This is a genomic window from Caballeronia sp. GAFFF1 (genome assembly GCF_023630705.1).
GTDB lineage: Bacteria > Pseudomonadota > Gammaproteobacteria > Burkholderiales > Burkholderiaceae > Caballeronia.
The window spans coordinates 133,649-157,359 of record NZ_JALQEM010000030.1 but is presented as its reverse complement, the minus strand read 5'-3'; the positions used below and the strand labels follow the sequence as shown (position 1 = coordinate 157,359).

At 65.0% G+C, this 23,711-nt stretch carries 26 protein-coding genes; 15 read left to right on the top strand and 11 right to left on the bottom strand.

Annotated features, from left to right (window positions below; translation table 11 throughout):
• The 4 genes from NCR37_RS16880 to hmpA form a co-directional block, all read right to left on the bottom strand.
• The coding region (locus NCR37_RS16880) for a hypothetical protein (protein ID WP_250473993.1) at positions 1 to 184 on the bottom strand (184 nt) is incomplete at its 3' end.
• On the bottom strand, positions 174 to 611 hold the full coding sequence (locus tag NCR37_RS16875) for an immunity 50 family protein (protein ID WP_250473992.1): 438 nt from the start codon (positions 609 to 611) through the stop codon (positions 174 to 176). The genes NCR37_RS16880 and NCR37_RS16875, both read right to left, overlap by 11 nt.
• Positions 612 to 622: 11 nt before the next feature.
• A complete protein-coding gene (locus NCR37_RS16870; RefSeq protein WP_250473991.1) occupies positions 623 to 1,381 on the bottom strand; it encodes a hypothetical protein in 759 nt (252 codons plus the stop codon).
• Between the two features lie 453 nt (positions 1,382 to 1,834).
• Positions 1,835 to 3,019: an NO-inducible flavohemoprotein gene (gene hmpA / locus NCR37_RS16865; protein WP_250473990.1), complete on the bottom strand. Its 1,185-nt coding sequence runs from the start codon at positions 3,017 to 3,019 to the stop codon at positions 1,835 to 1,837.
• 119 nt (positions 3,020 to 3,138) lie between these two features.
• On the opposite strand from hmpA, the gene norR reads away from it, so the two are divergent.
• The 10 genes from norR (at position 3,139) to NCR37_RS16815 (ending at position 12,837) form a co-directional block, all read left to right on the top strand.
• Positions 3,139 to 4,728 (top strand): nitric oxide reductase transcriptional regulator NorR, encoded by a 1,590-nt coding sequence (gene norR, locus NCR37_RS16860; protein ID WP_250473989.1) that lies wholly within the window; start codon positions 3,139 to 3,141, stop codon positions 4,726 to 4,728.
• Positions 4,729 to 5,100: 372 nt separating this feature from the next.
• The gene (locus NCR37_RS16855) at positions 5,101 to 5,793 is read left to right on the top strand and encodes a c-type cytochrome (RefSeq protein WP_502800541.1); all 693 of its coding nucleotides are present in this window, start codon (positions 5,101 to 5,103) and stop codon (positions 5,791 to 5,793) included.
• A gap of 11 nt (positions 5,794 to 5,804) precedes the next feature.
• Positions 5,805 to 7,073: a c-type cytochrome gene (locus NCR37_RS16850; protein WP_502800539.1), complete on the top strand. Its 1,269-nt coding sequence runs from the start codon at positions 5,805 to 5,807 to the stop codon at positions 7,071 to 7,073.
• A 13-nt stretch (positions 7,074 to 7,086) separates the two neighbouring features.
• Positions 7,087 to 7,245 (top strand): hypothetical protein, encoded by a 159-nt coding sequence (locus tag NCR37_RS16845; RefSeq protein ID WP_250473988.1) that lies wholly within the window; start codon positions 7,087 to 7,089, stop codon positions 7,243 to 7,245.
• Positions 7,246 to 7,286: 41 nt separating this feature from the next.
• The gene (locus tag NCR37_RS16840) at positions 7,287 to 7,853 is read left to right on the top strand and encodes a cupredoxin domain-containing protein (RefSeq protein ID WP_175941646.1); all 567 of its coding nucleotides are present in this window, start codon (positions 7,287 to 7,289) and stop codon (positions 7,851 to 7,853) included.
• Positions 7,843 to 9,468, top strand: a complete 1,626-nt coding sequence (locus NCR37_RS16835) for a b(o/a)3-type cytochrome-c oxidase subunit 1 (RefSeq protein WP_250473987.1) — start codon at positions 7,843 to 7,845, stop codon at positions 9,466 to 9,468. The genes NCR37_RS16840 and NCR37_RS16835 overlap by 11 nt, the downstream gene beginning before the upstream one ends.
• Entirely contained in the window at positions 9,465 to 10,268 is an 804-nt protein-coding gene (locus NCR37_RS16830; RefSeq protein WP_250473986.1) for a c-type cytochrome, read from the top strand. The genes NCR37_RS16835 and NCR37_RS16830 overlap by 4 nt, the downstream gene beginning before the upstream one ends.
• 122 nt (positions 10,269 to 10,390) lie before the next feature.
• Positions 10,391 to 11,452, top strand: a complete 1,062-nt coding sequence (locus NCR37_RS16825; RefSeq protein ID WP_250473985.1) for an NAD(P)/FAD-dependent oxidoreductase — start codon at positions 10,391 to 10,393, stop codon at positions 11,450 to 11,452.
• A gap of 30 nt (positions 11,453 to 11,482) precedes the next feature.
• Entirely contained in the window at positions 11,483 to 12,193 is a 711-nt protein-coding gene (locus tag NCR37_RS16820) for an extensin-like domain-containing protein (RefSeq protein ID WP_250473984.1), read from the top strand.
• A 113-nt stretch (positions 12,194 to 12,306) separates the two neighbouring features.
• A complete protein-coding gene (locus tag NCR37_RS16815) occupies positions 12,307 to 12,837 on the top strand; it encodes a hypothetical protein (protein ID WP_250473983.1) in 531 nt (176 codons plus the stop codon).
• Between the two features lie 24 nt (positions 12,838 to 12,861).
• Here the strand turns inward: NCR37_RS16815 and NCR37_RS16810 are convergent, their stop codons facing one another.
• Complete coding sequence (locus tag NCR37_RS16810) at positions 12,862 to 13,206, bottom strand: hypothetical protein (RefSeq protein WP_250473982.1); 345 nt, start codon at positions 13,204 to 13,206, stop codon at positions 12,862 to 12,864.
• Positions 13,207 to 13,392: 186 nt separating this feature from the next.
• On the opposite strand from NCR37_RS16810, the gene NCR37_RS16805 reads away from it, so the two are divergent.
• The 3 genes from NCR37_RS16805 to NCR37_RS16795 all read left to right on the top strand — a co-directional run bounded on the left by NCR37_RS16805 (position 13,393) and on the right by NCR37_RS16795 (position 15,265).
• Entirely contained in the window at positions 13,393 to 14,040 is a 648-nt protein-coding gene (locus tag NCR37_RS16805; protein ID WP_250473981.1) for an OmpW/AlkL family protein, read from the top strand.
• 182 nt (positions 14,041 to 14,222) lie between these two features.
• Positions 14,223 to 14,801 carry a hypothetical protein gene (locus NCR37_RS16800; RefSeq protein ID WP_250473980.1) on the top strand — a complete coding sequence of 193 codons (579 nt, stop codon included), beginning with the start codon at positions 14,223 to 14,225 and terminating at the stop codon, positions 14,799 to 14,801.
• Between the two features lie 65 nt (positions 14,802 to 14,866).
• Positions 14,867 to 15,265, top strand: coding sequence for a GFA family protein (locus tag NCR37_RS16795; protein ID WP_250473979.1), 399 nt, complete (start codon positions 14,867 to 14,869; stop codon positions 15,263 to 15,265).
• A 458-nt stretch (positions 15,266 to 15,723) separates the two neighbouring features.
• Here the strand turns inward: NCR37_RS16795 and NCR37_RS16790 are convergent, their stop codons facing one another.
• The gene (locus NCR37_RS16790; RefSeq protein WP_250473978.1) at positions 15,724 to 16,734 is read right to left on the bottom strand and encodes a zinc-binding alcohol dehydrogenase family protein; all 1,011 of its coding nucleotides are present in this window, start codon (positions 16,732 to 16,734) and stop codon (positions 15,724 to 15,726) included.
• Between the two features lie 183 nt (positions 16,735 to 16,917).
• On the opposite strand from NCR37_RS16790, the gene NCR37_RS16785 reads away from it, so the two are divergent.
• Positions 16,918 to 17,763, top strand: coding sequence for an NAD-dependent protein deacetylase (locus tag NCR37_RS16785; RefSeq protein WP_250473977.1), 846 nt, complete (start codon positions 16,918 to 16,920; stop codon positions 17,761 to 17,763).
• On the opposite strand, the gene NCR37_RS16780 is transcribed toward NCR37_RS16785, so the two are convergent.
• Entirely contained in the window at positions 17,760 to 19,022 is a 1,263-nt protein-coding gene (locus NCR37_RS16780) for an aminotransferase class V-fold PLP-dependent enzyme (protein ID WP_250473976.1), read from the bottom strand. The genes NCR37_RS16785 and NCR37_RS16780 overlap by 4 nt on opposite strands.
• A 212-nt stretch (positions 19,023 to 19,234) precedes the next feature.
• Between NCR37_RS16780 and NCR37_RS16775 the strand changes: the two genes are divergently transcribed.
• Positions 19,235 to 20,914, top strand: coding sequence for a methyl-accepting chemotaxis protein (locus tag NCR37_RS16775; RefSeq protein WP_250473975.1), 1,680 nt, complete (start codon positions 19,235 to 19,237; stop codon positions 20,912 to 20,914).
• 477 nt (positions 20,915 to 21,391) lie between these two features.
• Here the strand turns inward: NCR37_RS16775 and acuI are convergent, their stop codons facing one another.
• From acuI to NCR37_RS16755, 4 genes are all read right to left on the bottom strand, one after another.
• Positions 21,392 to 22,375, bottom strand: coding sequence for an acrylyl-CoA reductase (NADPH) (gene acuI / locus NCR37_RS16770; RefSeq protein ID WP_250473974.1), 984 nt, complete (start codon positions 22,373 to 22,375; stop codon positions 21,392 to 21,394).
• Positions 22,376 to 22,441: 66 nt separating this feature from the next.
• Positions 22,442 to 22,879 carry a PRC-barrel domain-containing protein gene (locus NCR37_RS16765; protein WP_250473973.1) on the bottom strand — a complete coding sequence of 146 codons (438 nt, stop codon included), beginning with the start codon at positions 22,877 to 22,879 and terminating at the stop codon, positions 22,442 to 22,444.
• A 128-nt stretch (positions 22,880 to 23,007) separates the two neighbouring features.
• Complete coding sequence (locus NCR37_RS16760; RefSeq protein ID WP_159833678.1) at positions 23,008 to 23,223, bottom strand: hypervirulence associated TUDOR domain-containing protein; 216 nt, start codon at positions 23,221 to 23,223, stop codon at positions 23,008 to 23,010.
• Between the two features lie 59 nt (positions 23,224 to 23,282).
• Positions 23,283 to 23,705 (bottom strand): DUF1810 domain-containing protein, encoded by a 423-nt coding sequence (locus NCR37_RS16755; RefSeq protein ID WP_250474004.1) that lies wholly within the window; start codon positions 23,703 to 23,705, stop codon positions 23,283 to 23,285.
• Between the last annotated feature and the right edge of the window lie 6 nt (positions 23,706 to 23,711).

Here is a 23,711-nt window from a genome sequence, read left to right as displayed (position 1 = left end):
AGTGGAAAAAAATTTGATTTTTTGTTGTTTTTTTTTTTTTTGTTTTTTTTTTTGTTGTGGGGGGGGGGGGGGGGGGGGGGGGGGGGGGGGGGGGGGGGGGGGGGGGGGGGGGGGGGGGCGCCCCCCCCCCCCCCCCCGCTTCCCAAGACGGCTTGCCTCGTCTCTCCTGCGTCTCAGAGTTCATCGCGCGTGTAGGACCGGATGACTCGGACGGAGCAATCGCGACAAGTCAATTGGATGTCGAGCCCGATATTCGGCATGAGGTCGAATCTGATCAGATCGTCTGGCGTTCTATAGAAGCGCAGCTCGGCGATCCATGCCGCTTCCAGCATTACATTCACATCGATTTCAGAGCTGGCTATGTCGAGCAGTTCGAGCATGATCAAGTGACCCTGGCTCCCGTCGTTTCTTGGTGGGCCATAGCGATTGTGCAGAACCTCCAATTCGAGATCCACCAATTCTCGCAAGTTTCCAGACGGATCACGCTTTGTCCTTCCCCGCTTGAGACAGAAGGTTCGCACTGCCGAGTCGTGGAAGGAGGGAAAGCCATCAAAAACTTCCAGCAGCGCTTCGCAATTTCGAACGAGTTCCCAGCCGCGACCATCATTCATAATAAGTCTGTCTAACGAGCGTTAATAGGGGACATCGGCAAATGCGCATTATCTCGTACTGCGCCATCGAAATTATGGCCGTGAGCGTCTCCGTGACTTTCATGGTATTGAGCGCATAGGTTGCCATCGCCATCGAAGTAGTCGACGTCAAGTCCATTGGCATTGATGCGGAAGCCGCCCGGTTCGTTTCCCGTCAGCCCGACGCCTCGCGCCGCAACTTCGAAACTGTCGTCGTCGCTCGCATTCTCCGCTTCATAGTCAAACGGCTCCGCATCACCGAAGCTTTCTTCCACCCAATCGCCGCCGTTCTTCTCATCGCTTAGACTGCCAATAGCCCGCGCAATCCTGCCATCCGGCAGCCTGTCACCCGGCTGTGCCAGCCAAGCCGCCATGCAGTCGTCGGCAAAGAGCCGGGGGGCAGGGCGCTGGTACGAGCGAACGGTCTGAGCTGGCGACGCACGCCTGAAAAGCTGCGATGGCGTGAACGTTACCGCACGTGGCTTCGGTATATCGATACCGCCGCTGCGGGAAACACCGCTTCCTCGCGAATCCGGTATCGTCACCAACTCGCCGGATTCGATAGCACGACGCACCTTCCAGCGCGCGTTCGAGACGTCGGCCTCGTCGATGCCTAAGACCGCTTGCAGTTTCGCCATCAACGCCTGATCGCACATCCAGTCAACCGCGTCCGCCAGGAACGTGCGTCTGCTGTCAGCGGCGCGCAGCTTCTCGTCCGCGTTGACAAAGTGTCTGTCGCGCCTGAGGTACAACGTAAGCGACCACTTGTCGACTCTTATTCCGCTATGCACGTGCGCGCGCTCCCCGATATCAGATCGGGAAGACAATTATCATGCGGGGAGGGGCGAAAAATAGTGCGTTAGTCTGAAATTGCATGCGATGGCAGTGAAGGCTTTCGGGGTGTTCGGGAAGCACATGCGCTGATCGGCAACTTGACCGTCGTTCACGAGTGCGGACGGAGCAGCAACCGCTGCTCTGGATGCGCGCAACCGCATGGCCTCGCCGAGCGACATGATCGTGTTTCCATGAGCCTGGCGTCGATCCGTTCGCATGCGCCACCTGCGGCGCGCCCCGCACAATGGCGTGGTGGCGGCGATACGGAACGACCGCTGCTCGGAAACACGAACTGACCACCGCGCTTGAATCTCACAAAGAAGCCCCGCCGTCGCGCAGCGCGGGGCCGTCTTCTCGACGCAAAGCAACGCTCAATCGAGCGCAGCCGCCGGGCCAAAGAACTCATAGCGGCTCTGCGCCTCCGGCACGCCGAGCACCTTCAGATATTTCTTCACCGCCTTCATGAACGACATCGGCCCGAGAAAGTAAGCATCGACATCGCGGTCCGCAGGCAGCCACTGGTCGAGCAACGTTTCGTTCACGAAGCCGACACCGTGCGGCTCGCTGTCGCCGTCGCGCCGGTTTTCATAGCAATAGAAGCGTTTCAGCTGCGGGTAACGCGCGGCCAGTTCGTCGATCGTCTCGCGGAACGCGTGCGCGCCGCCGTGCCGCGCCGCGTGGATGAAATGGATCGGGCGCTTCGTCGTGGCCAGCGCGGCGTGGAGCATCGCGAGCGTCGGGGTAATGCCCACGCCGCCGCTGATCAGGACGAGCGGCTTGTCGCCGTGTTCGAGCTTGAAGTCACCGGCAGGCGGATACAAATCGAGCGTGTCGCGTTCGTGTATTCGGTCGTGCAGGAAGCCCGACACCTTGCCTTCCTTCTCGCGCTTGACGCTGATGCGATATTCGCGGCCGTTGGGCGCCGCCGACAACGAATAGTTGCGACGCAGTTCCTCGCCGTCGATGAAAACGCGCAGCCCGATGTACTGGCCCGGGTGAAAATCGAGCAGACTGCCGCCGTCCTCGGGCACGAGATAAAACGACGTGATTTCATCGCTCTCCGCGACCTTGCGCGCGACGACGAAGCGCCTCGTGCCGCGCCATCCGCCCGGCGCGTGTTCGCGCTCCCTGTAAATTCCTTCCTCCAGGCCGATAAGCAGATCGGCTAGCTGGCCGTAAGCAGCAGCCCACGCCTCGATCACGGCGTCGGTGGCGATGTCTGCGCCGAGCACTTCGCGGATCGACCGAAGTAGGCAACTCCCGACGATCGGATAATGCTCCGGCTGAATATTCAGCGCGACGTGCTTATTGATGATCTGCCCGACCAGTCCGCCGAGCTTTTCGAGTTCGTCGATGTGCCTCGCGTACATCAACACGCCGTTGGCCAGCGCGCGTTGCTGGGCGCCGCTTGCTTGATGCGCCTGATTGAACATCGGACGCACTTCGGGGTGTTGGTTCAGCATGGTGGCGTAGAAGTGGCGCGTGAGCGCCTCGCCGCCGCTTTCCAGAAGCGGCACGGTAGCTTTGATGATGGCTCGGTGTTCTGCTGACAGCATGATGTAGTCCTCGTGACAAGGGCGGAGTTAAGAAGCTCCGCAGGGGGGTTGTGCCGTCTCTTTATACAGCTTCTATGCCAGTATAGAATTGTCGCATTTTCAATGGTTTGCGTATCCTTATGGTCGATTCGACTCTAGTCCAAAAGACTGCCGAAGTAGTCGCGATGACTTCACGCGTCGTCCTGGACGCCCTTGTGCCGCTGATCGAAGACCTGTCGCAAGACATCCCGGAAAGCGAGCGCTACCGCCGGCTGTTAAGCACGCTGCGCGCGCTTTTCCCGAGCGACGCCGCTGCGCTGTTGCGGCTCGATGGCGAAACGCTGGTGCCGCTCGCCATCGACGGTCTGTCGAGCGATACGCTCGGCCGACGCTTTCTCGTGCGCGACCATCCGCGGTTCGCGCGCATTCTGGCGCGCCCGGAGCCGACGCGCTTTCCCGCGCATTCGAGTCTCCCCGATCCCTACGACGGCCTCGTCAAGCACGCGGGCGCACACCTCGAAGTGCACGATTGCCTCGGCAGTCCGCTTTTCATCGGCGGACGTCCGTGGGGCGTGCTGACGCTCGATGCGCTCGACCCCGCGCGTTTCGACGGCATCGACATGGCTTCGCTACAGGCATTTCTGAGTCTCACGGCGGCGACGGTGAGCGTCGCTGAACGTATCGATCGACTAGCGCGCACGGGCGAGGCGGAACGCCAGCGCGCCGAGGTGTACCGGCAGGCGAGCGGCCCGCGCCGCCGCGAGATGATCGGCAGCAGCGCGCCGCAGAAGCATTTGCTGGAAGAAATCGGCATCGTGGCGTCGAGCGACCTGACCGTGCTGATTACCGGCGAAACCGGCGTCGGCAAGGAACTGGTCGCCTCGGAGATTCATGCGCGTTCGCCGCGCGCCGACAGGCCGCTCGTGAGCCTCAACTGCGCGGCGCTGCCGGATACGCTCGTCGAAAGCGAACTCTTCGGACATGTGCGCGGCGCGTTCTCGGGGGCGTCGTCGGACCGGCGCGGCAAGTTCGAACTGGCCGACGGCGGCACGCTCTTCCTCGATGAAGTCGGCGAACTGCCGCTTGGCGTGCAGGCCAAGCTGCTGCGCGTGTTACAGAACGGCCAGTTGCAGCGCATCGGCTCGGACAGCGAGCATCGCGTGGATGTGCGGCTGATTGCTGCAACGAACCGCGATCTGGCCGAAGAAGTGCGCGGCGGGCGTTTCCGCGCGGACCTGTATCACCGCTTGTCGGTGTATCCGCTCGTCGTGCCGCCGCTGCGCGAGCGTGGCCGCGATATTTTGCTGCTCGCAGGCTACTTTCTGGAGGAGAACCGGTCGCGGCTCGGCCTCTCGGGCCTGCGGCTCTCCGCCGATGCGCAGGCCGCCTTGCTTGCCTACCGTTGGCCAGGCAACGTGCGCGAACTGGAGCACCTCATCGGGCGAAGCGCGTTGAAGGCGCTCGCGGGGCATCGCGAACGCCCTCGCATCCTGACGCTGACCGCCGCGGACTTCGGCATCGGCGATACGGCGAGCGTCGCGCCGCCCGCGCCGCCCGCATCCGATGCGCCCGCTGCTGTCGGCTTGCGCGAAGCGGTCACGGCATACGAGCGCACGCTGGTTCTGGATGCGCTCGCGCGCAACCAGCAGAACTGGGCATCGACGGCGCGCGAGTTGGGCATCGACCGCGCGAACCTGAACCGGCTTGCGCGACGCCTCGGGCTCAAATAGAGATTCCGAATCTCGAAAAAAACCACGATCTCCGCAGAGTCAATCTTCAAGCACCACAGAGACCGTCCACCGCTCGATTGAGCATCTCGAAATAATGCGCGTCTTTGACCGAACGCAAAGTTTTGCGTTGTCTTGTCACGCGCAGCGATCGCATGTATTGAGACAATCTGAGGGCTGGAGAAAACGAAGCGTGTCTCCTACCATCTGAAGAGCCAAGCGCAGCCCGCCACCGGCAAGACCTTCAGCTTTGAAGAAGAGCGTCGCCGTGTCCATTGCATGGAATCCGTTGCATGCGACCGGCCGCGCGTCCAAACGAAAACGGCAACCTGAAACGGGGGATACGTGGGAAACGTGGCTCAGCGCAGCGCCTTGTTGCTGATTTCGGCGCTCTTCACGTTTTGCGGCTTCGAGGCGTGCGCCGCGGACGCGCCTCCCGAGCGCGCGCCCGACACCATGCAGGCGCGCGTCATGGGTTGCGCCGCGTGCCACGGCGCGCACGGCGAGGGCACGGACAACGATTACTTTCCGCGCCTCTCCGGGAAGCCCGCCGGTTATCTGTACAACCAATTGCTCGCGTTTCGCGACGGCCGGCGCAAGTATCCGCCGATGAACTACCTGCTTGCGTACTTGCCCGACGCGTATCTGAAACAGATCGCCGATTATTTCGCCGCCGAGCGCCCGCCGTTCCCGCCCCCGTCCGCCGTCACCGTCGATGCAAAGACGCTCGATCTCGGCAAGACGCTCGTCATGAAGGGCGATGCCTCGGGCAAGGTGCCGGCGTGCGTCAGTTGTCACGGGGCGTCGATGACCGGCATGGAGCCGGCGATCCCCGGGCTGCTCGGCCTGCATGCCGACTACATCAGCGCGCAGCTCGGCGCCTGGCGCTACGGCACGCGCTCGACTGTCGCGCCGGACTGCATGCGGCAGGTCGCCCAGCTTCTGAGCGAGCGGGACATCACCGCAATCTCTGCCTATCTGGCTTCGCTGCCCGCGCCGGCCAATCCGACGCCCGTCGCCGCCGGCTCGCTGAAGATGCCGCTCGCGTGCGGTAGCGTCCAACACTAGAGAGGGCCGACGTGCTTCGTTTCAGACAACTTGGGGCGCTTGCCGTAGCGGTCTTCTTCGCGGCGTGCGCCGTGCCGTCCGGCAACGCGCTGGCGCAGGGGAAGACCTCCGATGCCGACACGGTCAAGCGCGGCGAGTATCTGGCTCGCGCGGGCGATTGCATCGCGTGTCATACGTTGCCGGCGGGCAAGACCTTCGGCGGCGGGCGTCCCATGGACACGCCGTTCGGCACGCTCTACACGCCGAATATCTCCTCGGACAAGGAGACGGGCCTGGGTTCCTGGACCGCCGACGAGTTCTACAACATGATGCACACGGGCCGCTCGCGCGACGGCTCGCTGCTCTATCCGGCCATGCCTTTCGCGTCCTATACGAAAGTCACGCGCGCCGATTCGGATGCCATCTACGCATTCCTGATGTCCACGCCGCCCGTGCATCAGCCGAACCGTCAGCACGAGTTGCGTTTCCCGTTTAACCGGCGCGAGCTCCTGATCGGCTGGCGGTCGCTGTTCTTCAGGCAGGGCGAGTATCAGCCCGACCCGAAGCAGTCCGTCGAATGGAATCGCGGCGCGTATCTGGTCGAAGGTCTCGGGCATTGCTCGATGTGCCATACCGCGATCAACGCGCTCGGCGGCAACGTCAGCTCGAAGGCGTTCGAGGGCGGCCTCATTCCGATTCAGAACTGGTACGCGCCGTCGCTCACGTCGAACAAGGAAGCGGGCCTCGGCAACTGGGGCATGGACGACATCGTCGGCTTGCTGCACGCGGGCGTCTCCGACCGCGGCGCGGTGTACGGCCCGATGGCCGAAGTCGTCTACGACAGCTTGCAGTATCTGAGCGAAGACGACGTGCGCGCGATGGCCGTCTATCTCAAGGCGCTGCCCGCGCGCACCGGCGACAAGTCGGAGCCGCCGACTCAGGCCGTGGTCGAGCAGCGGACGAGTCTCTCGCCGCTCGGCAAGAAGATCTACGACGCGCAATGCGCCGTGTGTCACGCCGCGCAAGGTCAGGGCAAGCCGCCGCATTTTCCGCCGCTCGCGAACAACCAGTCGATCGTGATGAGTTCCGCGGTCAACCCTATTCGCATGGTGCTCAACGGCGGCTATCCGCCCGGCACGTTCAAGAATCCGAAGCCTTATGGCATGCCGCCGTTCGCGCAATCGCTGTCGGACGTGGAGGTAGCGGCCGTGGTCACGTATATCCGCACGACGTGGGGCAATAACGGCACGCCGGTCTCCGTGAAGGAAGTCAACGAACTGCGCTCGGCGCCCCTTTACTAGTCTCGACACGACCATGAACGACGATCCGAACGAAGACGCCAGACTCGACGAAATCGTGCGCAGCGGGCCGGGCGGTGCGCTGGCGCTCGCGGGCATCGCGACGGCCATTGTCATCGGCATCTGGTTTGTCTTTTACTTTGACGTATTCCTGCCTCGCGGCGTGATCCAGTGACTCATTGATCCACTACTCATTGACCCATTCAGCAGCGATATATGGCCATTCATCCAGGTTCACATGAAGTCGCGGAGCGCGTCGAGAAACGCTGGGCGATGCTCGTGCTCGCCATCGTCGCCGTGCTGGTCGCGATGGTGGTCTACACCGGCCTGCACTGGGCGATGATGCCGCCCTCGCGCGTCGAGACGGTACGGCCCGAAACGCTGCACGTGTCCGGCGAATTCGTCGAAAGTAATCTCGGCACGGCGCCCGAGGCCGACGGCTCGGTGACGGTGCGCGTCGTCGCGCAGCAGTACTCGTTCACGCCGCAATGCCTGCTCGTGCCGGCAGGCGTGCCGGTCACGTTCCGCGCGACGAGTTCGGATGTCGTGCACGGCTTTCTGATCACGAAGACCAACATCAACTCGATGCTGGAGCCGGGCTATGTCTCGACCTTCAAGACCACGTTCGATGAACCGGGCGACCATCTGATGCCCTGCCACGAGTTCTGCGGCGTCGGGCATCACGGCATGTGGGCGCATGTGAAGGTGATCGATCGCGCCGAATTCATGCAGATGGCCGACAAGCTGCCGGCCCATTCGCGGAGACTGTCCTGTGTTAAATAGCAAGCGCCTTATCCTCGCGCACTTCTGGCTTGCGTTCGCGGCCTTCGGCGTCGCGCTGTTGCTCGGCGCCTGGCAGATGTTCGCGCGCAGTCCGCTGTTCATCGGGTTGCAAAATCCCGAGATCTATTACCGTTCGGTGACGGCGCACGGCTCTGCGATGGGCTACGTGTTCCCGACGCTCATCGCGATGGGCTTCGGCTACGCGGTGAGCGAGCTTGCGCTCAAGCGCGCGCTCGTGGGCGTGCGCTGGGCGTGGCTCGGCTTCTGGCTCGTCGCGGTCGGCTCCGTCATGGCGATGATCCCGGTCGCGATGGGCCTGGCCTCCGTGCTCTACACCTTCTATCCGCCGATGATCGGCAACGCGTTCTACTATCTCGGCGTGGTGCTGGTGGTAGTCGGATCGTGGATCTGGGTCGCGCTGATGTCGGTGAATCTGCACGCGTGGAAGCGCGACAATCCCGGCAAGACCGTGCCGCTGCCGATGTTCGCGACGGTCGCGGGCGCGTATCTGTGGGGCTGGACGGCAGTGGGCGCAGCCATCGAAGTGCTGTTCATGATCCTGCCGGTAGCCATCGGCTGGAAGAGCACCATCGACGCCGGTCTTGCCCGCGTCTTCTTCTCGTGGACGCTGCACGCCATCGTCTACTTCTGGCTGATGCCCGCGTACATCGCGTATTACACGATCATCCCGCGCGCCATCGGCGGGCGCCTGTACAGCGACGCGATGGCGCGCATCTCGTTCATCCTGTTTCTCGTCGTGTCGATGCCGATCGGCATTCACCATCTGTTCGCCGACCCGCAAGTGGGTTCGGGCTTCAAGTTCATGCATTCGGTGTTCACCGCGCTCGTCGCCGTGCCGACGCTTCTGACCGTGTTCACCATCTGCGCGTCGGTGGAAATCGCGGCGCGGCTGCGCGGCGGCCGCGGCGCGCTCGGCTGGATTCGCGCGCTGCCGTGGGACAACCCGATGATGCTCGCCGTCGCGTTTTCATTCGTGATGCTGGGCTTCGGTGGGGCGGGCGGCATCATCAACATGAGCTATCAGCTGGATTCGACTGTCCACAATACGCAATGGGTCACCGGCCATTTCCACCTCATTTTCGCGGGCGCAATCGTCATCATGTACTTTGCGATCGCTTATGACCTGTGGCCGCATCTCACGGGGCGCGCGCTGCGTGACGTGAAACTCATGCGCTGGCAGTTGTGGCTGTGGTTCATCGGCATGATCGTGCTGACGTTCCCGTGGCATTACGTCGGCGTGCTCGGCATGCCGCGACGCATGGCGTTCTACGATTACAGCGATCCGCAAATCGCGGCGCAGGCGGCCTCTGTCGTGACATCGACCATCGGCGGGTTCATTCTGGTCGTGTCCGCCATTCTGTTCTTCGTCGTACTGATACGGGCGCACGGCGCGCCGCGCGTGAGCGTCGAAGAGTTCCGCTTCAGCCGCGCGGTGCACGAACCGCGCACCGTTCCGGTCGCGCTGAACAGCTTCGGACTGTGGCTCGCGCTGATGATCGGCCTCACGCTCGTCAACTACGGCTATCCGATCGCGCAACTCGTGGCGCGCTCCGATACGTCGGTGCCGGCCGTTCCCATCGGAGCGCAGCGATGAGCGACGAACGTCTCTTCACCTTCCGCAATCGCTGGTTCTCGACCAGCGTGATCGGTACGGTCGGCGTCGCGGCAGTGTCGGCGCTGATCGGCTTCGTGTGGCTGCCGTCCGCGCAGCGCGACGCCTCGTTCACCGGCGTGTGGAACGCCATCTGCAGCGCGGCGGGCGTGCCGCGCGTGTGGCACAGCGGTGACACGACCGTCCAGCCGACAATCAGGCTGTCCGCCGTCGAAGTCACGCCGCAAATGCTCGCGCACGCGAGCGCGAACTCCATCGGGCGCGGCGCGACGCTCGCCTTGCGCTGCACGATGTGTCACGGCGAACGCGGCATGAGCGAAGCGAATTCGCCGAATCTGGCGGGGCAGTATGCGTCGGTCATCTACAAGCAGTTGATGGATTTCCAGACGGGCGCGCGCACCAATGCCGTGATGTCGCCGATGGCCGCGAACCTCAGCGATCAGGACATGCGCGACCTCGCCGCCTACTATGCGAGCCTGCCGAGGCCGCCCGCGCAGCGCAAGGTCAGCGATTCGCTCGCGCCGGGCATCGTCTCGCATGGCGCGCCGATGCGCAATGTCGCGCCGTGCGCGGCGTGTCACGGCGGTATCGACAACAAGGCGGGCAGTCCGTGGATCGACGGCTTGCCGGCGGCGTACACGAAGGCGCAACTGATCGCGTTCGCCAAAGGCACGCGCACGAACGACATCAACGAAGTCATGCGCAACGTCGCGCGCAACATGACGCCGGAGGAGATCGATGCCGCATCCGCCTACTACGCGCGCGAGTTGAAGAAGCAGTAGGCCGCAGCGCGGAATCGCCGCCCTGAGCGCAGGGGCTTCGTTGCCGCGCCCGGATGCTTTCTGTATCGTGGACCGTTGAATGCTGGCATAGCAGGAGAGCCGGCACAACGGAAGACGACTACATGAACGCATCGAGCAGTCCCATTCAGACGGATGTATTGATCATCGGCGCCGGGCCCGTGGGCCTTTTCGCCGCGTTCGAGGCGGGCGTCCTCGGGCTCTCGTGTCATATCGTGGATGCGCTCGGGCGCATCGGCGGCCAATGCATCGAGCTGTATCCCGACAAGCCGATCTACGACATCCCCGCGATTCCCTCGTGCACCGCGCGAGATCTGGTCGACCGGCTCCTCACGCAGATTCGCCCGTTCGACGTGCCCATTCATCTGGATCAGCGCGTGCAGTCCGTCGAGCAGCGCGAGGACCAACGCTGGACGGTGCGCACGGAACAGGGCATGACTTTCGATGTGGCCGCCATTCTGATCGCGGCGGGCAACGGCGCGTTCGTGCCGCAGCGTTTGCAATTGCCCGAAGCGGCGGCGCTCGAAGGACGCGACGTGCTCTATAGCGTCGCGCGCATCGCGGATTTTCAGGACCGGGAGGTCGTGATTGCGGGCGGCGGCGATTCGGCGCTGGATTGGGCGAACGCGCTCGCCAGCGTCGCGCGCAAGCTCACGCTCGTGCATCGGCGCAACGGCTTTTCGGCGGCGGCGGCCTCCGTCGCGGCGATGAAGGCGAAGGTCGAGGCGGGCGAGATGAGCTTCGTCGTCGGCATGATCGATTCGCTCGATGCGCCCGATGGCGCGCTGCGCGGCGTGCGCATCAAGCACGTCGAGGGCACGACGGATATCGCGGCGGACAAGCTCGTCGTGCTGTATGGACTCGTCGCGGATCTCGGGCCGATCGCCGGCTGGAATCTCGATGTGCGCGGCGGGCGCATCGAAGTCGATACGTCGAACTACGAATCGTCGCGGCCGGGCATTTTCGCGGTCGGCGATATCGCTAACTATCCGAACAAGCAGAAGCTGATTCTCTCGGGCTTTCACGAAGCGTCGCTCGCGTTGCGCCGTGCCTATGCGTACGCGTATCCGGACAAAAAGCGCACGCACATCCATTCGAGCTACGACGCCAAGCTCGCCGAGCGCGTGCAGGCCAGTGCCACGGACGCCTCGCATCCCGCGGGTTGACGGCAAGCGCGCCGGAATGCGGAGAACAGGGTGATCGGGCGAATCATCCGCTGCCTGTTGCTGCTCGCGTTCGTCGCGGCGCTGGTGCTTGCGTACGGCGTGTACACGCGACGCATCGCCGTGCCGGAACGCTACGATCCGTTCGCGCCGCTCGACGTGCGCGCGCCGCCCGGCCCGCTGACCGAATTCAAGCTCTGGCGCACGACCCGCGACCCGCAACTCTGCGATGCCGCGCTCGCGCAGTCCGGCCTTCAGTATCGGCCGATGGCGGACACGTCCGGGCCGGGCGGCTGCGAGCTGACGAACGTCGTGCGCGTCACGCAATCGGACGACGTGCGCTTCAGCGCGCCGTTTCTCGCGACCTGTCCGCTCGCGCTCGGCATTGCGTTCTTCGAGCATCAGTACCTTCAGCCCGCCGCCATCGACGTGTTCGGCGAGCGCGTGACGCGCATCGAGCATGTCGGCAGCTACGCGTGCCGCAACGTGAATCATCAGAAGGACGCGGGGCTGAGTCAGCATGCAAGCGCGAACGCCATGGACCTGACCGGCTTCGTGCTCGCCAATGGCCGGCGCATCACACTCGCGCGCTGGGAGGACACCGCTTCGCCCGACGCCGTGTTCCTGCACCGCGTTCACGACGGCGCGTGCCATTCGTTCGACACCACGCTTGGGCCCGACTACAACGATTTGCACAAGACGCACTTTCACGTCGACATGGGCCCGTATCGCATCTGCCGCTAACGCACGCGCGAGTCGGAATCCAACGTGAGGTTCGCTAGAATCGGGATGAACGCGGCGTGCGTCATGTGATGCGCGCCGTCCGCATCTCATCTCCTACCGGAAGGAAAGAGCGCATGACGAACCAATCGGCCCCGATACGAGAACCGTATGAACGACGCGCCTTGCTGCTGCATCTGGGCGATGTGCTGGAGACGGTGTTTTGCCTGAGCCAATGCGCCGACGAGTATGCGAGCATCGGCGACGCGGCGCGCGGCAACGACGCGCTCGCGAGCTTCACGCTGCTCGGTTTCGTCGATGCGCGCATGACGCCGCGCGAGTTCATCCGGCGCGCATCGGGCGCGTTTTTCGTGTGGCCGAAGGCGCTGCTCGACGAATCGCTGAATCGTCCGATGCTCGCGAATACCGTGAAGCACGATCTCTTCGAGGACAACCCGACCGGCTGGCGCGCGTATGTGGACGAGAGGCGCAGCGAAGTGCCGTGGTTCGGCGAGGACTTGCCCGAGACCGCTGAGAGCGCGGCGCCTGCGCATGCAGCGCGCGACGACGCGCCGAAGCAGAAGAGCGAGGACGCGCCGAAGCAAAAGAGCGAGACGCAAAAGCCGTCTCGCTATCTCACGTGGCCGTGGCCGAACAAGACGAACTGAGCGCCGCTCGGCTCCTTTAAACGATCAGGGCTTCTTGCCCATGCTGCCCGCGTCGCTATCGAAGCCGAGGCCGTTCGGGCGCTTGGGTGCCGGCGCTTTTCCCGCCGATGTCTTGCCCGGCTGCGTTCTCAGCACGCCGCTCGCGTGCTCGGCCGCAACGGCCGGCGGCGTGACGTTCTGTTCCTGATACGCGGGCGTGCTGTCGTTGTCGAGCCGGCTCGGCTTCGTCTGGTTCGGCTGCGTGTTCTGCTGACCGCTCGGGTGGCCTTCCGGCCGCGCCGTCGGATTCTGCGCGTTTGCCGCCAGCGCGAACGCGGCCCCTGCCAGCATCGCCGCCAGTCGAGCCGCTGCTCCAAAAGTGGGTCTCATCTCGTTCTCCCAATGTTCTGTCCTTTGCCCCCTTAAAAAGCAAGCGGCGGACCCGGCCGCGTGTTCCTTGTCGATGCGCAAGGTGTCGCGTCGCCGGATAAGTACACGCCGAGATCCGTTGTCCGCTGTCAAAGAGGCGCGCGCAGGGCGCCGGGACAATCGGGCTTTCAACCGGGAAAGCGAAAAATGAGAACGAAACTTCGGGCGATGCTGCTGGCAAGCGCAGCGATAGTTGCGGGGACGGCACATGCGAGCCATGCAGCACCGGCCAGCGATGCAGCGATGACCGGCATCGACGCCGGCGACGTGCTCGTGCGGCTGCGGGCGATCAGCATACAGCCGCAGGTGTCGGCGGGCGGCACGCTCGGCTCGCTGGGCGTCGACGTGAACAACGCGATCGTGCCGGAGCTCGACTTCACGTACATGATCCGCGATCAGATCGGCGTCGAGTTGATTCTCGCGAGCTCGCGGCATCAGGTGACATCGAACATCGGCGGACTGGGCGGCGTGGGCGTGCTCCCGCCGACCGTCCTGCTGCAATATCACTTCAATCATCAGAGCCGTGTGCGGCCGTACGTCGGCGCGGGACTGAACTACACGTACTTCTACAACGACAAGCTGAAGGCGGGCGACGCGCCCGTGTCCATCGAGCGCAGCAGCTTCGGCCCGGCGTCGCAGGCGGGCGTGGATGTGGACGTCGCGAAGAACGTCTTCGTCAACGCGGACGTGAAGAAGATCTGGATGCGCACGAGCGCGTCGGCGGGCGGCGCGAATCTGGGTTCGCTCAAGATCGATCCGTGGGTGCTCGGCGTGGGCGTCGGCATGAAGTTCTGACGCGGCAGGGGCTCGCCCGATGCGGATTTTGGCGGAAGATGCCGGTGCTTCTGGCGTGGCGCGGTGCGTGAGCGCGGTATCCTTGACAGCAGGCCCGGCGCAGACTCGCGGCCATACGCGCGAGCGACGCGGTGGCGAGCGAACTGCAACGACTAAAAACACCGCATCGGGGAACGCAGTCAATGAAACCTTCACATCTCGCGGGAATCGCCTTGCTCGTCGGCTCTTGCGCCGCTCTCGCGCAGCAGCCGATGACCTTGCCCGGCCGCAGCCAGAGCGCCGGACAACAGGCCGTGGACAACGCCGCCTGCTATGCGTACGCCAATCAGACGACGAAGGTCAACATGGCGCGCGAGTCGCAGGCCGCGCCGAAACAGAGCACAGCCGACACGCGCACGATAAGCCCGCCGCGTGCCGTCGAACCGCCGCTGCCGCCGACCGCATCGGGCGCGCTCGCGGCATCGGCTGCGTCGCCGGCTTCGGGGGCATCGGCCGCCGTGGCGGCGTCCGGGGCATCGGCGGCGGTCGTCGCGGGCGCATCCGCGCCGCGCGGCGCGTCGGCGCCGATGGCGGCGTCCGGCACCGGAGGCACGGGCGTGGCAGGCATGCCGGCGATGCCGGGCATGGCGAGCGGCGCATCGGATGCGCTCTATGGCGGCGACATGAAGATGCCGCCGCTTCCGCCGCCCGAGCCGCCGATGGTCCGCTACTGGCGCGCATACGGCGAGTGCATGCAAAACCGCGGATACTTCGTGCGATGAGCGCCTGAGCGCGCTCGTGCTTCGTCGCGAGATTGCGGCGAGGCAGGCAACGCCGGGAGCGATGCATGAGCCGCGTTTTCATTCACGAAGGACATTGCGCGTGTGGCACGGTTCGGGTGCGCGTGTTCGCCCAGCCGAAAGAGGTCAATCTTTGTCACTGCATGACGTGCCGCCGCATCCACGGCGCGCCGTTCGGCGTGTACGCGATTTTCGAGCGCGACGCGGTGGAGGTTTCCGGCGACACCATCGCGTGGGAAAGCTCCGCGACGGGCCGCCGCCATCACTGTCCGACGTGCGGTTCGCCGGTCTATCTCGCATTCGATGGCGTGCCGGAGATCGAAGTGCCGACCGGCATCTTCGACGAAATCGGGCTGTATCCGCCCGAGTATGAGATCTGGTGCAATACCGCCGAACCGTGGCACGACGCTCAAGGCCGGCCGCGTTACGTGCGCAGCCGGCCCTGATGGCAATCCGGCAGTCCACAATCGAGTTGACGCCGTCCGCTTCGGCACAGACGGCGCGGCACAACGGATAAAGCCGGGCGCGTTCATTAGCGGGGCGGCACGTTACGATCGGTGCGACGACGCCAGCCTAGAGACTCAGCGGCAACAGTCGGGCTATATCCGCCCGAGTATGGATCTAGTGCAATACCGCCGAGCCGTGGCACGACGCTCAAGGCCGGCCGCGTTACGTGCGCAGCCGGCCCTGACAGCAATCCGGCAGTCCACAATCGAGTCGACGCCGTCCGCTTCGGCACAGACGGCGCGGCACGACCGATAAAGCCGGGCGCGTTCATTAGCGGGGCAACACGTCACGATCGGTGCGACGACGCCCGCCTAGAGACTCAGCCGCAACGAAAACTGCGCGGGCAAGACGATCGAGGCCGCACGGAGCTACGTTCGCAGCCGGCCAGATCAGTGCCTCAGCACTCCACGATCGCCTTCACGACGCCGGCCTTCGGGTCGAGCAACGACGAAAACTGCGCGGGCACATCGTTGAGCGCCATGCGATGCGTGTTGAGCGCATCCGTCGGCACGTCGCCGCGGCGCATCGCGGCGAGCACCGTCTCGAAGTCCTCGGGCGTGGCGTTGCGGCTTGCGAGCAGCGTCGCCTCGCGCTTGTGGAACTCGGGATCGGCGAAGGAGATGCGGTCGGGCACGATCGACACGAGCACGTACTTGCCGCCATGCGCGATAAATTCGAAGCCGCGCTCCATCGCGCGTGAGTTGCCGGTCGCATCGAACACCACGTCGAAGAACTCGCCATCTGTCAGTTGCGACAACTCCTCCTTGTCGCGCTCGCCGATCTGCACGGTGGCGTTCACTTTGAGTTCGCGCCTGCAGAACGCGAGGCGGTCTTCGCGCGTATCCAGCGCGGTGACGTTGGCGCCGCGCAGCCGCGAAAACGTGATCGCCGCCATGCCGATCGGTCCCGTGCCGACCACCAGCACGCGCTGGCCCGGCTGCACGTCGGCGCGGCGCACCGCATGCGCGCCGATCGCGAGGAATTCGACCATCGCCGCCTGATCGAGCGTGACGCCTTCGGCCTTGTGGACGAACTGCGCCGGCAGATTCAGATATTCCGTGAACGCGCCGTCGCGATGCACGCCGAGCACCTGGATATTCACGCAGCAGTTGGTCTTGCCCTGACGGCACGCGATGCACTTGCCGCACGACAGATACGGCATCACATAGACGGTGTCGCCCGCTTTCAGGCCGCTCGCGGCGTCGGCTTCCTCGATCACGCCGGACAACTCGTGTCCCATCACGCGCGGATACGACAGATACGGCTGATTCCCGGTGAAGATGTGCAGGTCCGTGCCGCACACGCCGACGCGCTTCACGCGCAGCAGCACTTCGTTCTCGGCGCGCTGCGGCTTCGCGCGTTCTTCGGCCTTGAGGGTGCCGGGGGTTTCGCAGATGACGGTCAGCATCGTGTCTCTCGTTCGAATAAGGTGGGGCAGCGCATCAATCTATCGGCGCGCCGCCGTTTGGTCAAGCCAATTCCGGAATCGACGAAGTGGTAAGGCCGGTGCATCGGCGGGCGTTTCGCCTTATATTTTCAAGATACCGCACCGGCAACTACCGCGCGTTTTTTTGCGCACCAAGGACGGCACGTGCTTTCACTTCACGACTTTGTCGAGCGGCATCCGCGGCTCTTCGTACTTTCCGGCGCGGGCATCAGCACCGAGTCCGGCATTCCCTGCTATCGCGATCGCGAAGGCCAGCGTACCGGCCGCGCGCCGATTCTCCTGAAGGACTTTCTCGGCTCCGATTACGCGAGGCGGCGCTATTGGGCGCGCAGCCTGATCGGCTGGCCGGTGGTGGCGAGCGCGCGGCCCAACGCGGCGCATCACGCGGTGCGGGCGCTGGCGGCGCGCTCGCGCGTGCATCGGCTGGTGACCCAGAACGTCGACGGGCTGCACACGCGCGCCGGAAATCCGGACGTGATCGAACTGCACGGGAACATTGGCCGCGTGCGCTGCATGGACTGCGGCGCGCGGCACGAGCGGGCGGACGTGCAACGTCTGCTCGAAGCGGCAAATCCCGACTTCGTGGGCTACACGGCGCCTGCCGTGCCGGACGGCGACGCGCTGATCGAAGACCTGGACTTCGGCGCGTTCGACGTGCCCGGCTGCACGCGTTGCGGCGGGCTGCTCAAGCCGGACGTGGTCTTCTTCGGCGAAGGCGTGCCGCGCGAGATCGTGCAGGACGCGGCAAGGGCGCTCGACGGCGCGGACGCGATGCTCGTGATCGGCTCGTCTTTGATGGTGTATTCCGGCTACCGCTTCTGCGAGTGGGCCGCGAAAAGCGGCAAGCCGATCGCGGCGATCAACATCGGCAAGACGCGCGCCGATGCGCTGCTCGCGTTGAAGGTGGAAGCACCGTGCTCCGAGGCGCTGGGCGAGCTGATCGCGGGGCTCGATGCGCGATCCGCAGGCAGCGAAGCCGCGCCTGCCTAGCTCGCCTCGCGCGACAGCACGCCGAGCGCATCGGCCAGTCGCTCGGCATCCGACATCCGCGAGAAGAGCGCGGGCGTCACGCGCACGACGTCTCCCGCGTCGGGGCCGGGCCGCGTCACGGTGAAGATGCCGAAGCGTTCGCGCAGCGCATCGCACGTTGTCCGGGCGCTCTGGCCGTCGAGCCGGAAAGCGGTGATGCCGGCCGTCATCGACGGATCGTCCGGCGTCAGAATGCGCACGCCCGGCAGCGCGCGCGCCGGCTTCACCCATGCATCGCGAAGCGCCCGCAGACGCGCTTCCTTCGCATGTGCGCAGATGCGCGCGTGCAAGTCCAGCGCCGCCGGCACCGTGAGCCACGCGGCGAAATTCGGCGAGCCGGTATGCACGCGCGAGCGAATGTCGTCGGCGGGCCAGGTGCGGTCGCCGAGATACGCATCGATGTTGCTCAGATTTCCGCGGCGGATGTAAATCGCGCCGCAGCCGAGCGGCGCGCCGATCCACTTGTGCAGATTCAGCGCGGCGAATGGCACGTCGAGCGCAGGCACGTCGAAGTCGAGCGCGCCCCAGGAATGCGCGGCATCGGCGATCACGTCTGCGCCCGCTTCTTTTGCCAGCGCCGACAGTTCCGCGACCGGCATCACGAGGCCGGTGGCGAAGCAGACGTGCGAAACCAGCACGAGCCGCGTTCGCGGATGCTGGCGCAGCGCTTCAGCGTAAGTTTCGATGACCGCGCGGTGGAAATCCTCGCCCGCGCGCGGTTCGGGAATCGTGATCCGCACCGGCGTCACGCCGCGCCGCTCGCGTAGCCATTCCATCGCGTCCTTGCCGCACGGGTAGTCGAGGTCGCTGTAAAGCACGGTGTCGCCCGGTGACAGGCCGTTGTAGCCGCTGATGAGCGCGAGCAGCGCCTCCGTCGCGTTGCGCGTCAACTCGATTTCCTCGACGCCGCAGCCCATCGCCGCCGCGACGCGCTCGCGCAGGCCGTCGTGGATCGCGCCCCAGCGCGGGCGCACCAGCGTCGTGGTTTCGTAATTCAGGCGGTCGATCCAGTGATGGAACACCGACTTCACCGGCTCGGCCATCGCGCCCCAGTAGCCGTTCTCCAGATTGACGACCGCATCCGTCTGCCGATACAGCCCGCGCAGGGCGTCCCAGTACGTCTCGTCGGTGGCGACGGCGGCGGACGATGCAGGCGTGGGCGGCAGCGTGCGCAATGCGGCGTCGAATTCGGGCGTGCGGATATCGAGCGGATCGGTCATGAGCAAAGTGAAGGCGGAAAGCCGTCATTATCGTCGACGAACAAGATATGGACGATGACGACCGCAGCCCTTCAGACGAGCGCCCGCCGCGCCGTAATCAAACCTAGAGCACCGCGACGCGATGTCAGCAAACGTTCGCGCGTGCTTTTCACGCCGAAGAGCGTGAGCGCCATTCACATAACGAATTTTCCGGACCTGAGAGAGCCCCAAGCGTGAATCTCCGCAATATCACCATCAAGAACAAACTCATTGCCGGCTTCGGTTTGCTCGCCGTGCTGCTCGTGCTGGTCGCGGGCATGTCGCTGCGGGCGCTCTCCACGGCGACCGACGGCTTCGCGCATTACGTGCACGGCATCAACGCGCGCGCCGACGTGGCCGCGCAGGTCCGCGCCGCCGTGGACCGCCGCGCCATCGCAGCGCGCAATCTGGTGCTGGTCGCGAAGCCCGCCGATGTCGAAGTGGAGAAAGCCGACGTCGAGCGCGCGCACGCGGACGTCCAGGCGCGCCTCAAACAGTTGCAGGACATGGTCGCGTCCGCGAACGACACGAGCGACAAGGCGCGCAGCCTTGTTGCCGAAATGACGCGCGTCGAGGCGCTGTACGGGCCGGTGGCGACCGCCATCGAAGCGCTCGCGCTCGCGGGCCGTCACGACGAGGCCATCGCGAAGCTCGACGATGATTGCCGCCCGCTGCTCGCGCGCCTCGTGAGGGCCACCGAAGACTACGCGACGTACACGAACGTGCGCCGCGACGAAATGGTGCGCGAATTCGAGGCGAACTATCAGGCGCAGCGCAACGTTTTGCTCGCGCTGTGCGTGTTCGGCGGGCTGTTCGCCGTGATCGCGGGCATCGCGGTCACGCGTTCCATCACCGCGCCGATCGCGGAAGCGGTCGGAATCGCGCAGACCGTGGCGCGCGGCGATCTGCGCAGCCGGATCGTCGCCGAGACGAAGGACGAAACCGGCGATCTGCTGCGCGCGCTCGCCGACATGAACGCGCGCCTGACCGATACCGTGAGCCTCGTGCGTGAAAGCGGCGGTGCCGTCGGCAGCGCGGCGAAGGAACTCGCGATGGGCAATACCGACCTGAGCCAGCGCACCGAAGAACAGGCGGCATCCCTCCAGGAGACGGCGGCGAGCATGGAAGAGCTCACGTCGACGGTCCGTCAGAACGCGGACAACGCGCAGCAGGCGAGCTCGCTGGCATCGAATGCGTCGGAAGTCGCGCGCAAGGGCAGCGATGTCGTCGGCCGCGTCGTGTCGACGATGCAGGGCATCAGCGACAGTTCGGCGCGGATCGCGGAGATCACCGGGATGATCGAGGGCATCGCGTTTCAGACGAACATTCTGGCGCTCAACGCGGCGGTCGAGGCCGCGCGCGCGGGCGAACAGGGACGCGGCTTCGCGGTCGTCGCAACGGAAGTGCGCAGCCTGGCGCAGCGGTCCGCGACGGCGGCTAAGGAGATCAAGGAACTGATCGCGGAGTCGGCCGACAAGGTGCGCGACGGCTCGGCGCTCGCGGGCGAAGCGGGCTCGACGATGAGCGAGGTCACGCAGGCTGTCGCGCGAGTGACCGACATCATGGAAGAGATCGCGGCGGCGTCGGTGGAGCAGGGACGCGGCATCGAGCAGATCAATCAGGCCATCACGCAGATGGACGAAGTGACGCAGCAGAACGCGTCGCTCGTGGAGGAAGCGGCGGCCGCGTCGCAGGCGCTCGAAGAACAGGGGCGCAAGCTGAACGAAGTGATGGCGTTCTTTAGCGTCGAAGCGGGCGGTTCGGGTTTTGCGGCGCCTGCGCCGGTTGTCGCGCGCAAGGCAACGCGGCCCACGCCAGTGCGCAAGGAAGTGGCGAGCGTGGCTGCGGATGGCAGTGGGTGGAGCACGTTCTAAACGCGAAGCGACGCGTGGCAAGTCGCTGTGCTGTGCTTCGCGTTCGCATGCACGATCGCGCGCCGGCGGGTCTCGCCGCGAAGCAGACATAGGGCGTTTCCGGCGCGTCGGCGGGTGAATCGTGCTCGCGGCGACGCGCGCCATGCGAAGCGCCAATCGGTGACGCGCATGGCAGTCCACGCCACGCCGCGCTCCACGTTCGCAACGACGAAGACGCACCCTTTAACTCGTCGCGAAGCTCGCTCGTGCGCATTCAGCGCGTCGGCGAGCGAGATGTTGACGGCGACGGCGCGTCGGCAGCACGGATTGCAAGTCACGCCGCGCCGCACGCACGCCCTGCCAATCGACGCTCACGCGCCTCTGGTTTCGCCACGCGGCAGACTCCGGGTGCATTGACGCGCGTGCAATCGGGCTCGAAACGTTGGATGGTCAGGAGGTGCTAACCGACGAAACTCACCGTCTGCGCCCCCGCCGCGTTCATGCATTCACATCCACGATCACGCGCCCTTTGATCTCGCCGCGCAGCAGGCTCGCCGCGCTGTCCGGCGCATCGGCGAGGGGAATGGTGCTCGCGACGCGCTCGATCGTCTCGACGGGCACGTCCGCAGCAATCGCGTTCCACGCCGCGATGCGCCGCTCCCGCGGCACATAGACGCTATCGACGCCGAGCAGCGCGACGCCGCGCAAAATGAACGGCGCGACCGTCGCCGGAAAATCCATGCCCTGAGCGAGCCCGCACGCCGCGACCGCGCCGCCGTACCGCAAGCTCGCGCAGACGTTGGCGAGCGTGTGGCTGCCGACGCAATCCACCGCCGCGGCGAACCGCTCTTTCTGCAGCGGCTTGCCCGGCGCGGATAACGTCTGCCTGTCGACAATATCCGCCGCGCCGAGTTCGCGAAGCCGCGCCGCTTCCTCCGGCCGGCCCGTCGATGCCATTACGCGATAGCCGCGCTTGGCGAGAATCGCCACCGCGAAACTGCCGACGCCGCCGTTCGCGCCGGTCACGAGCACGTCGCCGTCGCCGGGCGCGACGCCGTGCTGCTCCAAAGCCTGCACGCAGAGCATCGCCGTATAGCCGGCCGTGCCGACGGCCATCGCCTGGCGCGTCGTGATGCCCGCAGGGAGCGGAATCAGATGCCCGGCCGGCACGCGCGCCTTCTGCGCGAGACCGCCCCAGTGCGTTTCGCCCGCGCCCCAGCCGTTCATCACGACGAGGTCGCCCGGCTTGTAGTCCGCGTGCGTGCTCTCCTCGACGACGCCCGCGAAGTCGATGCCGGGCACCATCGGAAAGGTCCGCACGACCGGCCCTTTGCCCGTGATCGCGAGCGCATCCTTGTAATTGAGTGTCGAATATTCGATGCGCACGAGCACGTCGCCCTGCGGCAAACGCGACTCGTCGATTGACTGAATGGACGCAACCGTGCGGTCGTCCTGTTTGTCGAGCAGCAGCGCGTTGAACATAGGAGTTCCGTCGAACGTAAGAGGGATGCAGCGGCGGCCGCGCCGCTGCATCAATCAATTGCCAGGTCAGTGGTGTTCGGAGTCGGCGCGCGGCGCCGGCGCGGACTTCACCTTCGAGTACTGGAATTCGGGCAGCGCCTTGATGGCGTCCTTGGTCGCGCCCGGCAGCACGAGCTTGCCGCTCTTCACGTCGAACTGTTCGATCGGAATCGCCACGTCGTGGTGCGACACGCCGAGGAACTGATTGGCCGCGATAATCGCGAACGAGACCGAATGGTCGGGTGCGATGATGATGTCGTGGATCACGCCGACGCGCGCGCCTTCGTCATTGACGACGGGCTTGTTCAGAATCGACTTTTTGACGCTCCATCCGTCGATGATCGCGGTCGAGACCTGGACGGACACGCCGAGCGGCTGCGCGCCCGCGACCTGCGCGAATGAAGACGTGGAAGCAAGGCCGATGGCCGACGAAGCGAAGAGCGATGCCACGAGTTTCAAGTTCATATCTATTCCTCAAAAGATTTGGCAAGACGGTTCTGCGAAAAGGCGCAATAACGGCGCGGTAGCAGTTTGACCGTTTACCGGGGCTTTTGCATGAACCGCGTCGCCGCTCCTTTTCTTTCTTTCCCCACTCAGTGCGATATGTGCTTGAGCGCGTTGCCTTTATGGACCGCGCGCTTGCCGCTCTTGTCGCTTTCGACTTCGTAGTGGGGATCGTCTTTCGACGCGTTGACCGTGTGACCGTCGAGCGTGGTGCGCTCGGAAATGACGCGCACCACGCGGCCGGTGGTTTCGCCCTGCGGCGTATTCCAGCTCACGTGGTCGTGGACTTTCAGCGATCGGCTCATGTCAGGCTCCGTTGAAGTAGACATGCGCAAGCTGCAACGGCCATGCCCGTCGCCCGAAATCAGCGCAGGCGCATGAGCGTCGCTTCGTCCGGCTGGCCGTCGAAATGACGGCGCAGCGTTTCGTCGAAGATCGGCTCGTCGGGCGCGGCGCGCGCGAAAAGCGTCATCGACGAATGGAATTTCATGTGGTCCGGATAGCCGAAAATGTCCTCGACGCTGCGCCCTTCGACGCCATTGACGATGCGCGTCAGCTCGACGAGCCGCGCGCCCAGCACCGGATGCGCGAGATAAGCCTGCGCCTCGGCAAGCGACTGAATTGCGTAACGCTGCGCCATCGGGCTGTGCCCGAGGCCGGCGATCTGCGGAAACACGAACCACATCCAGTGCGTGCGTTTGCGGCCGGCCGACAGCTCGGCGCGCGCTTCATCGATGACGCTTTCCTGCGCATTCACGAAGCGTTGCAGGTTGAACGGATCGCCCATCGATTG

Bases quoted from the DNA above. Each gene is read 5' to 3' on its own strand.
- NCR37_RS16800 (WP_250473980.1), top strand. From the start codon at position 14,223: ATGAAACCTTCACATCTCGCGGGAATCGCCTTGCTCGTCGGCTCTTGC.
- NCR37_RS16795 (WP_250473979.1), top strand. From the start codon at position 14,867: ATGAGCCGCGTTTTCATTCACGAAGGACATTGCGCGTGTGGCACGGTT.
- NCR37_RS16840 (WP_175941646.1), top strand. From the start codon at position 7,287: ATGGCCATTCATCCAGGTTCACATGAAGTCGCGGAGCGCGTCGAGAAA.
- hmpA (WP_250473990.1), bottom strand. From the start codon at position 3,019: ATGCTGTCAGCAGAACACCGAGCCATCATCAAAGCTACCGTGCCGCTT.
- NCR37_RS16815 (WP_250473983.1), top strand. From the start codon at position 12,307: ATGACGAACCAATCGGCCCCGATACGAGAACCGTATGAACGACGCGCC.
- NCR37_RS16825 (WP_250473985.1), top strand. From the start codon at position 10,391: ATGAACGCATCGAGCAGTCCCATTCAGACGGATGTATTGATCATCGGC.
- NCR37_RS16845 (WP_250473988.1), top strand. From the start codon at position 7,087: ATGAACGACGATCCGAACGAAGACGCCAGACTCGACGAAATCGTGCGC.
- NCR37_RS16810 (WP_250473982.1), bottom strand. From the start codon at position 13,206: ATGAGACCCACTTTTGGAGCAGCGGCTCGACTGGCGGCGATGCTGGCA.
- NCR37_RS16760 (WP_159833678.1), bottom strand. From the start codon at position 23,223: ATGAGCCGATCGCTGAAAGTCCACGACCACGTGAGCTGGAATACGCCG.
- NCR37_RS16765 (WP_250473973.1), bottom strand. From the start codon at position 22,879: ATGAACTTGAAACTCGTGGCATCGCTCTTCGCTTCGTCGGCCATCGGC.
- norR (WP_250473989.1), top strand. From the start codon at position 3,139: ATGGTCGATTCGACTCTAGTCCAAAAGACTGCCGAAGTAGTCGCGATG.
- NCR37_RS16780 (WP_250473976.1), bottom strand. From the start codon at position 19,022: ATGACCGATCCGCTCGATATCCGCACGCCCGAATTCGACGCCGCATTG.
- NCR37_RS16755 (WP_250474004.1), bottom strand. From the start codon at position 23,705: ATGGGCGATCCGTTCAACCTGCAACGCTTCGTGAATGCGCAGGAAAGC.
- NCR37_RS16805 (WP_250473981.1), top strand. From the start codon at position 13,393: ATGAGAACGAAACTTCGGGCGATGCTGCTGGCAAGCGCAGCGATAGTT.
- acuI (WP_250473974.1), bottom strand. From the start codon at position 22,375: ATGTTCAACGCGCTGCTGCTCGACAAACAGGACGACCGCACGGTTGCG.
- NCR37_RS16875 (WP_250473992.1), bottom strand. From the start codon at position 611: ATGAATGATGGTCGCGGCTGGGAACTCGTTCGAAATTGCGAAGCGCTG.
- NCR37_RS16830 (WP_250473986.1), top strand. From the start codon at position 9,465: ATGAGCGACGAACGTCTCTTCACCTTCCGCAATCGCTGGTTCTCGACC.
- NCR37_RS16790 (WP_250473978.1), bottom strand. From the start codon at position 16,734: ATGCTGACCGTCATCTGCGAAACCCCCGGCACCCTCAAGGCCGAAGAA.